This is a genomic window from Anaerolineae bacterium, assembly GCA_013178165.1.
Lineage (GTDB): Bacteria > Chloroflexota > Anaerolineae > Aggregatilineales > Ch27 > Ch27.
This window is the reverse complement of sequence record JABLXG010000001.1, coordinates 383,562-396,628: the sequence shown is the minus strand read 5'-3', so window position 1 is coordinate 396,628 and position 13,067 is coordinate 383,562. Positions and strand designations below refer to the sequence as shown.

General features: G+C 61.1%; 7 protein-coding genes and 1 tRNA gene. 2 read left to right on the top strand and 6 right to left on the bottom strand.

The features are described 5' to 3' along the window. The first annotated feature begins 7 nt into the window (after positions 1 to 7). Positions 8 to 2,407, top strand: a complete 2,400-nt coding sequence (locus HPY64_01605; GenBank protein ID NPV65821.1) for a PAS domain S-box protein — start codon at positions 8 to 10, stop codon at positions 2,405 to 2,407. A 407-nt stretch (positions 2,408 to 2,814) separates the two neighbouring features. Here HPY64_01605 and HPY64_01600 read toward each other — a convergent pair whose 3' ends face one another. From HPY64_01600 to HPY64_01575, 6 genes are all read right to left on the bottom strand, one after another. Beyond that, on the bottom strand, positions 2,815 to 4,062 hold the full coding sequence (locus HPY64_01600) for an MFS transporter (protein ID NPV65820.1): 1,248 nt from the start codon (positions 4,060 to 4,062) through the stop codon (positions 2,815 to 2,817). 110 nt (positions 4,063 to 4,172) lie between these two features. Beyond that, positions 4,173 to 6,284 (bottom strand): protein kinase, encoded by a 2,112-nt coding sequence (locus HPY64_01595; protein ID NPV65819.1) that lies wholly within the window; start codon positions 6,282 to 6,284, stop codon positions 4,173 to 4,175. Between the two features lie 209 nt (positions 6,285 to 6,493). Then, on the bottom strand, positions 6,494 to 7,111 hold the full coding sequence (locus HPY64_01590; protein ID NPV65818.1) for an NUDIX hydrolase: 618 nt from the start codon (positions 7,109 to 7,111) through the stop codon (positions 6,494 to 6,496). 84 nt (positions 7,112 to 7,195) lie between these two features. Next, entirely contained in the window at positions 7,196 to 7,957 is a 762-nt protein-coding gene (locus HPY64_01585; GenBank protein ID NPV65817.1) for an IS982 family transposase, read from the bottom strand. Between the two features lie 220 nt (positions 7,958 to 8,177). Continuing rightward, complete coding sequence (locus HPY64_01580) at positions 8,178 to 10,694, bottom strand: leucine--tRNA ligase (protein ID NPV65816.1); 2,517 nt, start codon at positions 10,692 to 10,694, stop codon at positions 8,178 to 8,180. Between the two features lie 678 nt (positions 10,695 to 11,372). Further along, a tRNA-Ala gene (locus tag HPY64_01575) sits at positions 11,373 to 11,445 on the bottom strand. A gap of 507 nt (positions 11,446 to 11,952) precedes the next feature. Between HPY64_01575 and HPY64_01570 the strand changes: the two genes are divergently transcribed. Next, positions 11,953 to 13,044 carry a hypothetical protein gene (locus HPY64_01570; protein NPV65815.1) on the top strand — a complete coding sequence of 364 codons (1,092 nt, stop codon included), beginning with the start codon at positions 11,953 to 11,955 and terminating at the stop codon, positions 13,042 to 13,044. Positions 13,045 to 13,067: the final 23 nt, after the last annotated feature.

Below are 13,067 nucleotides of genomic sequence, written 5' to 3'. Positions count from 1 at the left end.
CCCACAAATGGCGAAGAAAGTTCTCATTGTAGATGATAACCCTCCAAGCCGGTATGCAGTGGGGCGAGTCCTGCGCCAGGGTGGATTTGAGACGATAGAAGCCGCCACAGGGGCGGAAGCACTGGCGGCTGCACGGACCAAGCCGGATTTAATTGTGCTTGATATCAATCTGCCAGACATCAATGGGTTTAACATATGCCAACAAATTCGAAGTGATCCGGAGATAATGCATACACCAATCTTGATGATCTCGGCCACTTACCTTGACAGCAACTCCCAGGTCACCGGCCTATCGAGTGGTGCGGACGGGTACCTGACTCATCCGGTTGAGCCGCCTGTCTTGCTTGCCTATGTAAATGCGCTACTCCGCACATCCCAGGCGGAAAAAAGCATGCGCGTGGCAGCGCAACAGTGGGAAAGCACGTTTGATGCGCTCTCAAATGGCATTTGCATAACTGACTCAACAGGCCGAGTACAACACTTTAACCGGGCATTACCGACCATCCTGGGTATGTTGCCAGAGGAGATTACTGGGAGGAACTGTCAAGAACTCTTGGGAGTGTCCATATTCGCCTCCCTGGATAATCCTGTGTCACAGGAAGAGTTGCTACGAGGGCGCTGGTTGCATATCACGACCAACCCCATTATGAACGAGACAGGGCAATTAGATGGCTTTGTTCATATACTTACTGATATCACTGAGCGCAAGCAGGCCGAGGAAAGCTTGCGCCGCTATAGTGAGCAGATCACCCATTTGTACGAGGTAGGCAAAAAGCTTGGTGAGACCCTCGACTTGCAGATGATCTGTGACACGGCATATGCCGCAATTGTGCAAATAATGCCATGCGATAGCCTGGCGATCTCCTCTTACACGCCCGCAGATAACCTGATCCGTTACGTGTACGCACAGCACAACGGCACACCGCTTGACGTGAGTTGTTTCCCACCCATTCCCCTTGAGCCAGACGGCCAGGAGATACAGAGCCTGGTCATCCAGTCAAAGGAGCCGCTATACCTGGCGGATTATCAGAGATATCGGCAAACCACGCAGAATTACTACGAGCAAGGTCTACTGAATACTCTTGAAAACCCCAAAGACAAAAGTTTACTACGCTCGGCGCTGATCGTGCCGCTAATGTATGAGGGTGAGGCAATCGGCGTAATACAAATTCTAAGCCACCAGTTGGATGCTTATTCGGAAGATTCTCTGCGCTACCTGAATGCATTGGCTCCTCAGGTGGCTGCGGCAATGTTTAACGCGCGACTGGTTGCAGAACTCGAGCAGCGGGTGATGGAGCGCACCGCCCAGCTTGCCCTTGCCAAAGAACGCACCGAAGCGATTCTGAACAGCAGCAAAGATATGATAATCCTGTGCCGCCCGGATGGCATGATTGAGCAGGTAAACCCGGCTTTTGAGGAGACTATTCAATATGCGGCAAGGGATGCTTTCGGGCAACCACTAATCGGGTTGATCCAGGGAAAGTATGTTGAGGAAGTGGAGCAAGCGTTCGCTGGAGTGATAGAAACCCGCCAGTCTCGGCGGCTGGAAACTGGCATCCAATATAAAAACCGGGTTCTCTTTGATGCCGATGTAGTGTTCTCGCCCATCATCGGGGGTGATGGTGTTGTGGGCGTTGTTTGCAGCATGCGGGACATCACTGAACGCAAGCAAATGGAGGCTAAACTGCGCCAGCTGCTTGAACACGAAATGGAGGTTAGCGAACTCAAGTCGCGTTATGTGTCGATGGCCGCTCACGATCTGCGTAATCCGTTGGCTGTGATCAAGGTAGGGTTAAGCCTGCTCGACCGTTATGCCGACCGGCTAACACCTGAGCAGAAGCGGGCCAAGTTCGACGAGATCAATAACCAGATCGATGTCATGGTAAAGTTGCTGGATAATATCCTGATCTTTGGGCGACTTGAATCGGGCCGGCTGGTTTTCAACCCTGCTTCGTTGGATGTAGTTGCCTTCTGCCAGGAGGTGATAGACAAGGTTCGGCTGGTGACTGCAGCAACTCACGCGATCGAATTTTCCAGCCAGGGGGATTGCCAGTCTGTCAATCTGGATGCCAATCTCCTGCGCAACATCCTGAGTAACCTGCTTTCAAACGCGATCAAATACTCCCCTGGGAAGCGCTCGGTCAAGCTTACGGTGGATTGCGGCCCGTCGCAGGTTGTCTTTCGGGTTCAGGATCAAGGCGTTGGCATTTCAGAAACCGACCAGGCTCGCCTGTTCGAACCTTTTTACCGTGGCCAGGACATCGGCGACATATCCGGAACCGGACTGGGACTGGCGATTGTCAAGCAGTCGGTTGATTTACATGGTGGCACGATTGTGTTTGAGAGCCAGAAAGGGCAAGGAACGGTCTTTACGGTTACTTTGCCAAATACTCCCCTTGACCACTGATCTACTTTCTTAAGCCCGTATGTAAGTTTAATCGGCAATCAACTCAGCAAACATGCGGCGGGGAACTAAACCAAGTCGCTGAACCACAAAAAAAACAGCAAAGTTATGCGCCAGGATTTTGCGCCACCAACGACTGGAGAGATGCCAAGCATCGCGCGCCCAGACGGTAGGGGAGGGGACATTCCAGATTGGGGGCAAAAAAGCGAAAAGCTGGCGGAACACTGAGGAGGGATGGGCAATTGGAAACAATACTCGCCCGGCTGGTCTGAGAATGCCCTGATCCCCCCCGTGTTGAGCAAATACTCGTGCTGCGTGTGGCTTGGCTTGAGCCACGACTTTGATAACTTCTGGGCTGCCGTGGCTTGATCCTGCCCCCAACCCGGAAAGCCCCGCGGCAGGCACGGCTCTCAGTCGGTTGCCGCCGAAGAGGCTGGCGCTTCCGCCGGGAGCGATACACGCCGGTAACGCGGGAGCTGTACATAGGCCGCCCCCGCCGCCAGCACAAACAGAACCGCCGTCACCATGAACGTAGAACGCATCCCCAGCGCTACTGAGAACAGCGACCCCACCAGTGGAGACACCGTCCGCGCCCCGGAAAGCACGGAATTGTCCAGCCCGTAGACTGCCCCTTCCTCGCCGGGCGGGGTGTACTGAGCCAGCAGGGCGCTCGGCGCGGAAACAATCCCCCCGGCGGCAAAGCCGGTCAGCGCCTGCAGAACAAGCAATTGCCAGGTGGCGGTGGCAAACGTTTGCGGTACATGGAGCACCGCCAGAACGGCCGCCGAGCCGATCAGGACGCTACGGTGCCCGTAACGATCGCCAACGCGCCCCAGCACGATTGCCCCCAGCGTGCCCGTCGCCGAGGCGACGCCGGTGATCAGGCCGGTCATGGCGCTGACCCCGCTCTCCCCCGGCATCAGCGAGGCGATGAACAGCGGCATGATCGGGGTGATCAGGTTGCGGGCGATGCCGGTCAGAAAGCGGGCGATGTACGTCGGGATAACGCCTCGCATCGACATCACATGCCGCCACTCCGTTACAAAGCCCATCCGATCCGGCCCAAAGCGGGCCTGTGGCTCGAACTGTTCCCGCACGCCAAAGAGCACCAGCAACCCGGCCAGCAGAAGCAACACAGCCGTCACCAGGAATGACACGCGGTAGCCAAAGGCGTCGGCCAGCAGCCCGCCGATCAGCGGGCCGAGGGAGATGCCGCTCCACAGCCCCACCTGCACCACCCCCATGGCGAAGCCGGTCTGCTCGCGGGGGGCCTCCGCGGCCACCAGCGCGTTGGCGGCGGCCACCGTACCGGTGACCAGGCCCTGCACGGCCCTCAGGATAATCAACTCCTCCGAGGAGCGGACAAAAGCCATCAGGCCCAGCACCACCGCCCCGCCCAGCGTGGCCCGGACGACCATCAGTTTGCGCCCGTGCCGGTCGGCCAGCGCTCCCCAGATCGGCGCGGCCAGCATCATTGTGAACGCCTGCGAGGAGATCACCAGCCCGGAAAGCACCTCAACGCTGGTGCCGGTGCTGCTCCCCAGTTCTTCAATATAGAGGGGCAAAAATGGGAAGATGGTGGAAAAGCCAACAGCGGAAAACAATTGCGCCAGGAAGACGATCAACAGCGTCTTTTGCCAGCGCTCAAGCCTGCGCAACCGCCTGATCACGTGCCAGTCTGCTCCTGTTGCCAGCCGAACATCTCCGCGCGCCGGGGGAACCTGGCCGCGGATTATACCGGATTCTGGCGGAGAGGGGCGCTGCCGAATCAGGGCACCCAGGCCGGATAGGCGCCGCCACCGGAGGAGATTTTGCGCGGCGCGCCGCCACTCGCGGCGATCAGGTAGATTTCCCCCGCGCCGCTTTCATCGCTGGTAAAGGCCAGCAGCCGCCCATCCGGACTCCAGGCGCCACCCCAGTCCTCGCCGGGGCCGTCATACACAGGGCGCTGGTTGCCACCGGCAGCATCCATCACCCACAGCGCAGCGCGATTCGGACCGTCCCGATGGAAAACAATCCAGCGACCATCGGGGCTGTAGGCCGGAGCGCGGTCATTGCCCTCGTTGTCGGCCAGGGTGATCGTCTCCCCGCTGCGCAGCTCCAGACGCTTGATCGCACCGGTCGCCAGGTTGCCATCCTGCCAGGCGCTATAGACCATATAACGCCCATCCGGCGAGGCGGAGGGATGATCCTCGTCCTCCTCGCTTTCGGTCAGGCGGGTCAGATCGCGGCCATCCAGGCTGATGCGGTAGAGGTTAAAGCGCCCGGCAAAGCTGGCATCAGAGGCAAAAAGGATGGCCCGCCCATCCGGCGTCCAGGCTGGAGAGCGATCCTCCACCGCATTATCGGTGATCTGCCGGGCGGCGGCTTCACAGGACTCGCTGGCATTATCGGCTTCCAGACAGGCGAGATCCACCACGAAAATCTCGCTATCGCCATCGCGGTCACTGACAAAGGCCACCTGCCGCCCATCCGGGGAGACAGCGGGGGTGGTATCCTGAGCATCGTTGCGGGTAAGCGGCTCTTCCAGGCCAGTAGTGAGATCGAGCAGAAAGAGGTCAGCAGCTTTGCCATCACGCGCCGCCGAGAATACGATCCGGCCTCCGCTGGCCGCCAGCGCTTCCAGCGGGTCGCCGGTCGGGGCGGCTTCCGCCGTCTGGGTCAGGGCAATGGCGGCAGGATGCAGCGGCCCCAGCGGCACCACGGTGACCTGCGCGCCGCCGCCAGTCGGCGTGATCAGCAGGGTTGGCGTGGCGGGGGTGCTCTCCGGTTCACCGAGCACAGAAGCGAGCACAAACAACGCGCCCAGGATGGCAAAGATGATCACACCGATCAGAATGCCCAGCAGGGCATTCAGCCAGGGCCGCGAGCGGTTTGCTCGCTCCCGCGCACGCGCCACGCGCAGGCTCCGCGGCGGGGTAGGCTGGTCGGTACGGACGGCGACTCCCTGGCGGATCGGCGCGGAAACATAGACTTCGTCGGCCTCCTGTAACCGTTTATGCGCTTCGGCCAGGTCAACCGGTTTGGTCTGAGCAGTGCTATCGGCGATCTCGGAGGCAGAGGCATGAATGGCCCGGCTGAGGGCGACGGCGAATTCGTGCGCCGTCTGATAGCGTTCAGCGCGATTCTTGGCCATGCCGCGCTGCAGGACATGGTCGATCGTCGGGGCCAGCAGCGGGTTGACCTCCCGCGCGGAGGGCACAGGCGCGGTGACGTGCATCACGGCGATGCCATAGGGCGTTTCTGATTCGTAAGGCCGCCGCCCGGCCAGCATCTCAAACGTGACCACGGCCAGTCCATAGACATCACTGCGGCCATCCAGACGCAGGCCCTGCGCCTGTTCCGGACTCATATAGGCTGGCGTGCCCACCACGCCTTCGGTTGTGATCTGGCTGCTGCCGGTCAGGTGAGCGATACCGAAGTCGGTCAGGTAGGCGTCGCCGGCTTCATCCAGCAGGATGTTGCTGGGCTTCAGGTCGCGGTGCAGGACGCCTTTACTATGAGCGTAATCCAGCCCGTCAGCGATCTGCAGCACAATACGCTCCACCAGCGCCGGGTCCAGCGGCCCCTGCACAAGCAGATCGTCCACGCTGCCGGAATCCATATAGCGCATGACGATAAATGGCAGTTCATCGATCTCGCCATAGTCATGCACCGGGACAATCGCCCGGTGCTCCAGCTTGGCGACGATGGACACTTCCCGTTCAAAGCGGGCGCGGAAAGTCTTGTCGTGAACGAACTGGCGCGGGAGTACCTTGAGGGCCACGATGCGGTTCATGGAAATCTGGCGGGCCTTGTAGACCACGGCCATCCCGCCCCGCCCGATCTCCTCCAGGATTTCGTAACCGCCGAAGTTGCGGCCCAGGAGCTGGTCAGCCATACACGCGGTTCGCTTTCGGTGCGCTGTGGACCTTCTGCTGGATTATAGCGACGAAAAGCTACCGGGAAAACAGCACCGGCAGGCTTTGCCAGCCTGCCGGTGATTCAGATGACTGGCAAAAAAAGAGGCAGGTCACAAAAGACGGGGGCCAAAGCCCCCTCTGTGCGTCTCCTGCCCTGCCAAAACCTGTGCTGTCGTCCCCTGCCCGCTCAGGCTCCTCGACCTCGCGGAGACTCCGCTGGCAGGCGTTTCCAGGTCCATAAATGCTCGCGGACCAGGCCCTCGGCGGCTTCTGCGGCTTCCATCGTGCGGAAGCTGCGGCGGGGCAGGCCCGGCACGCGCACCTCGACCCGGTGGATCGGATACAGGCTGATCAGACCGGGGTACGACCACGAGTCATGCTGTTCCAGATGCACCTCGTGGGTGTGGGTCAGAATCTCGGCTGTGTCCGGGTTGACGCGCAACTCCTCGCGCAGGCAACGCCGCACGGCGTCAACATACGTCTCCCCCGCCAGCATCTTCTCCGCCGGCGGGATGTTGCGGGCGCGGCGGCGGCCATCCTCCAGCACCTGCTCCTGTTCGATCAGGATGCGCCCGTCGTCGCGGCGGATGATCAACTGCACCACGCCAGCCAGCACGCGGCGCAGCGGTTCCATCTGCAGCTGGGTTTCGCCGGTAGCGATCTCTTCCCACAGGTTTTCCAGGGATTTCGCCTGGCCGGTGCCCCACCGCTCCAGGGTCACCCCCCCGGCTATCAGCGCCTGCCGCAGCGCCTCCAAAGACGCCATTGGACCGGCGTTGGGCCGGCCCGGATCAGCTTTGACCATCACAATACACCCCGTTTTTCCGTTATCACCTTGATTGCTAGTTAGCGTTGGTCAAGGCCAAGGCGATGAGCGAGGCCAAGACCTTCAGGGCAACACCAGCATTGGTACGAGCATGAAGGCGTTGCAGACCCATCTTCTCCAACTGGCTATTGACGTCTCGATCATCGAGCGGTGTTGACGGATCAGGCGGGCATCTTCCTGGCTGTTGCCGCGCATGTTGCGGCGATAGGTGGGGATCAGACGCACACCACCATAGCAGTAGGCGATCAGTTCGTCTTTCTGGCTGACATAGCCTTTGTCGGCGACCACTTGGCTGCCCTCCGGCAAGGCCGCCAACAACTCCTGAATCGGGACCAACTCATCACACGCCGCTGGCAACAGCTCAAAAACGACGGGTACACCCGCAGCATCGCAGACCAAGTGCAATTGCCAACCGAAATAGTGCTCCTGTTTAGCCGCACAGTACCCGGCATACGCCGCCCCCTGCACCTTGCGGCAGCGTTTGGCTCGCACGCGTTTGCAGATGGGGATGGGCAGCGTATCCACGATGAAGACCTTGCCCTTGGCCAACACTTCACCCATGATCCCGGCGACGTGCCACAGCCACTCCCTCAACGCGTGCAGCCGCCGGTTGAAGCGCGACACACTGAACGCACGCAGGTAGCCCAATTGGACCAGCAGATACAACGCACGTTCGTGATGATTTTGAAAGTACTTGGCCGCTACCACTGCCACTGTCAGGATTTCCGCTGCGCTCAGTTCCGCGCGCCCGTCGTCGCTATACCGCAGAGCGCACAACAGATCATCCAGCACGACATATACCGTTACAATGTAGGTGTCGTTCATGCTGCCTCCTCGTCCAGTGGTCGTTTCGCAACTACCATTCTAACGAGTGCAGCATGAACGTCTTCAACTAGCAATCAAGGTGTTATCCGAAATGTAATCCGAATGCTTACAATCTGTCAACCGGCCCGTGTGACGCCTGCAGGCTGCCTTGCCCGACAATCCTGTATACGCAGCCGGGGGCGCACAGGTCGCACACCCCCGGCTGTGCTGTCTGCACCGCTCAGACCACAATGCTGACCATGCCACGAGCGGGGACGTAAATCACCTTGTGGGGCGTCTTGCCCGCCAGATGACGCTGGGCGCCGGGGCTGGCCAGCGCGGCGGCCCTGGCTTCTTCCTCGCTGATGCTGGCCGGAACCTCGATCCGGTCGCGCACCTTGCCGTTGATCTGGACGATCAGGGTGATCGTCTGCTCAGCGGCAACGGCGGCGTCGTAAACCGGCCACGGCTGGTTATGCACGCTGAAGGGATACCCCGCCCGTGCCCACAGCTCTTCAGCAATATGCGGCGTGAAGGGAGCCATCAGCCGCAGGTAGATGTTGCGGGCCTCATCCCAGGCCGGGCTGTTGACCACCGGCGTGCGCCGCGCATCCTGCAGGGTATTCTTCAGGGCCATCAGGGCGGCGATAGCGGTGTTAAAACTGAACTCCTCCAGCCCGTCACTGACCTGCTTGATCGTCTGGTGTACCCTGCGGCGCAGGTCGGCAACCTGGGCCTCGTCCGGCGTGCCATCCACCTGCGGGGTATCGGCGAAGAGCGCCCACACGTCATTCAGCCAGCGCACCGGCCCCTGGATGCTCTGGCTATCCCACGGCCCGCCCTGATCCCAGCGGAAGGCGAACATCAGGTAAGCGCGGACGGTATCCGCCCCGAACTCAGCCACCAGGTCGTCAGGGTCGATCACATTGCCGCGGGACTTGCTCATCTTCTCGCGGTCTTCACCCAGGATCATGCCCTGGTTGAACAGGGCCAGCATCGGCTCGTCGAACAGCCCCGCCGGCTCCCGCCCGATCCGGCGCATCTCCGCCTCAGTCGGGGCGAAGATGCCGCAGTCGCGCATCGCCTTGGTGAAAAAGCGCGTGTACATCAGGTGCATGGTGGCGTGCTCGATGCCGCCGGTGTACTGGTCGACGGGCAACCAGTAGGCCGCTTCCGCCGGGTCGAACGGCCCCTCGCTATAGCGCGGACTCAGGTAGCGGTACTGGTACCACGAGGAGCACATGAAGGTGTCCATCGTGTCCGTCTCGCGTTCCGCCGGACCGCCGCACTGCGGACAGGTCGTGTTACGGAAGCCAGTGTGGAACTTCAGCGGCGATTCGCCGGTTGGCATGAACGCCACGTCTTCCGGCAGCAGGACGGGCAGGTCCTCCTCCGGCACGGGGACGGTGCCACATGCCGGGCAGTAGATGATCGGGATCGGCGCGCCCCAGTAGCGCTGGCGGCTGATCAGCCAGTCGCGCAGGCGGTAGTTGACCGCCTCGTGACCGATGCCTTTTTCCTCCAGCCAGTCGATCACGGCGCTGATGCCAGGGTTCTGGCGTCCCTTGTCCTCGGTCACCCTGGTGCCATTGAACGGCCCGCTGTTGACCATTACGCCTGCGCCGGGCGCGGCCTCGGTCATAGTCGCGCCGTCCAGCGTCGCGCCTTCCGGCTGGATCACCACCCGCACTTCGATGCCGTACTTGCGGGCAAACTCAAAGTCACGCTGGTCATGGGCCGGGACGGCCATGATCGCGCCGCTGCCGTAGGTGATCAGCACGTAATCGGCCACCCAGATCGGGATACGCTCACCGTTGACCGGGTTGATAGCATACCCGCCGGTGAAGACACCGGTCTTTTCCTTGCCTTCGGCGGTGCGATCAATCTCGGACTTACGAGCGGCTTCCTGCCGGTAAGCTTCCACGGCGGCACGCTGGGCAGCGGAAGTCACCTTGTCCACCAGTGGATGCTCCGGCGCCAGGACCATGAAGGTTGCACCCCACAGCGTATCCGGACGGGTGGTGAAGACCTCGATCGGGTCGCCTGCCTCCGTATGGAAGGTCACCTGCGCGCCTTCGCTGCGACCGATCCAGTTCTCCTGCATGACTCTGACTCGCTCCGGCCAGCGGATCTTGCTGTGATCCAGCAGTTCTTCCGCATACTGCGTCGTGCGGAAGAACCACTGGGTCAGGTTCTTTTTGATCACAGGCGTGCCGCAACGTTCGCAGTGGCGGTCTTCCCCCCAGACCTGCTCACGGGCCAGGGTGGTGTTACATTTCGGGCAGAAGTCCACCGCAGCTTCGGCGCGGTAGGCCAGGCCGTGCTTGTAGAACTGCAGGAAGAACCACTGCGTCCAGCGATAGTATTCCGGGTCGCTGGAGATGGCTTCCCGCTCCCAGTCGAACATGGCGCCCATGCTACGCAGCTGGCGGCGCATGTTCTCGATATTGGCGTACGTCCAGGTCTTGGGATGGATGCCGCGCTTGATCGCCGCGTTTTCCGCGGGTAGGCCGAACGCATCGAATCCCATCGGGAACAGGACGTTGTAGCCCTTCATCTTCATGTAGCGCGCCCGCGCGTCGGAAGGCGCCATGGCATACCAGTGGCCGATATGCAGGTCGCCGGACGGATAGGGCAGCATGGTCAGGGCGTAATGCTTGGGCCGGGTCAGGTCGACCGTCTGGCGGTACAGGCCGCTTTCGGCCCAGCGCTGCTGCCAGCGCTTTTCAATTTCCCCTGGGTTGTATTTGTCAGTCATCGCTTTCTGGCACTCCTTCGGTCAATGCCTCAAGCAGGAAGATAGGATGATCCAGTTCAGGCCCGGCGCCGGGCGTCAGGCTGGTGGAGGGCGAGAAGGCAGGACGGCAACGGACACAGTCCTGACAAAGGATGATCACACATTCGTCTACCCTCCCTGTTAGCCCGCGTGATGGTACATCAGGCGGGGCCACGTACACAAAAAAGTCGGTAAGCGCCTGGCGGGCTTACCGACCGGAAATCCCTGCGGATTGCTGCGCTAGCGGCGACGATCCTGCCGCACACGCACCGGCACCGGCACAGGCACGGGGCGAGGCTGGGGGAGAAAAAGGCGGTCAAGCTCGGCCAACAGCTCACGAATCCGCTCAATAATTGACTTCCTGGTTTGACCTGCCATAGCACCCACTCCCTTTCTCACCCTGGGCAGCTGGTACACGCGCAGCACCTTCACCTACCATACCAAAAATCAGATGATTTCTATCACCATATCACGATCCGGTCAGGTGCGCCAGCCGCCACTATCCACCTGTTTTTTGTCCGTTAAGCCTACCTCCCTGGCATTGGAATCCCATTAGTTTTCCTTTAGAGCTGCATAAAAACCGGAAACGCCTTCCTCCCCTTGTAGGGACGAAGGCGTTTCTCTCCGCGGTACCACCCTGCTTGATGGCGCGCGTGGGTGTGGACCTGAAGGGGCTCGAACCCTTGGCCTCCACAATGCCATTGTGGCGCTCTCCCAGCTGAGCTACAGGCCCGTGAATGTGTGCCATCCACTCTGTGCTATAACGGGCGTTCCCGGCGACGCTTACCGGATTTTCAGCGCCGCGGCTCCCGGGCGAGTTCGGCCTTGTGGCATTCGCTGCGGATGCCCGGCCAGGCTTGCACTCTCCCTGGCTCGCTACAGCGATGGCTTACTACTCCCGTTCGCAGCCTGTACATATTGGATTGGCTGATTGTGTTCGCATTGTAATCATCCCTGCGGCGATTGTCAAGATTTTTCCCGCCGGGCAGACCGGGGCGCTGGCTGTGGAGCAGCCCGTTGTCAGCCCACTATCAGCTTGCTGACGGGAAGTCCGTCCACCCCGTGCTATAATGACCCTGGTCAGCGGGGATGCGCAGCCCGGAACCAAAAGCCCCCTGCTGCGTATTGCTGATCAGTGCAGGATATCCTCAGCAACCGGGCAAGCCCCTCTGCAGGGGCGAACCGATGAGGAGATGCCGGGCAGAATCCGCCGGAGGAAATTAAGGAGAAAGGTTCAGGGATGGGTATCAGCAACATTCTTGGTTTTGTTGCCCTGGCAGGCTGGGTAGCGATGATCGCTGGCATCGGCCTGGCCGTCGCTTCGGCGTCGCAGCGGCGCTCCACGCGCACCGGCGTCTGGCTGGCGATCATCGGCGTGGTGGTTGGGGTCGTCTTCAGCGTCTTCAGCCAGGGCGTGATCATCGTCCAGCCGCAAGAAGTCGCCGTCGTCTTTGACACGCTGCGCGGCGAACTGCTGGAACCGCGCGGCCCCGGCGTCCACATCATCATCCCGGTGGTGCAGGAGGCAACCTATTACTCGGTTGCCCAGCGGGAGTACACCATGTCACGGGTGGCTGGCCAGGGCGATGATGCGGTGGTAGCCCGCACGTCCGACGGCCAGGAAGTCCGCATCGACGCCACCATCATCTACTCGATCGACCCGGCCAACGCCAATCTGGTCCATCAGCGCTGGCAGAACCGCTTCCAGAACGAGCTGGTGCGCCCGACTGTGCGCGGGGTCATCCGGGATGAAATCTCCCGCTATGGCGTTGAGCAGGTCTACAGCACCGAGCGCGAGGCGCTCCGTGCCGGCATCCGCGAAGTTTTGGAAAGTCGCTTTGCTGAAGAAGGTTTGCTGGTCACCGACTTTCTGATCCGCGATATCCAGTTCAGTGAGGAATACGCCCGCTCGGTAGAACAGAAACAGATCGCCGAGCAGGATCGCCTGCGCGCCCTGCAGGAAGCCGATCGGTTGCGCGTCCAGGCGCAGGGCCAGCGTGATGCCGCCGTCTACCAGGCGGAAGGGCAACGCCTGTCCGCCATCGAACGGGCCAACGGCGAGGCGGAAGCCATCCGCATCCGCGCTCAGGCTGAAGCTGAAGCGCTGCGCCTGATCAACGAGCAGATCAGCCAGAACCCGGCCCTGATCCAGTGGCGCTACATCGAGACCCTCAGCGACAATGTGGGCCTGATCATCGTGCCCAGCAACACCCCCTTCCTCTTTGATCTGGCCAGCCTGCTGGAACAAACTGGCCTGAGCCTGCCGGGCACGTCCGCTGAAACTGAACCAGCCCCGACGGTGGAAGCGCCGGCTGCCGAAACCGGCGACTGAGACCGCGCCGGATCACCGCCTGT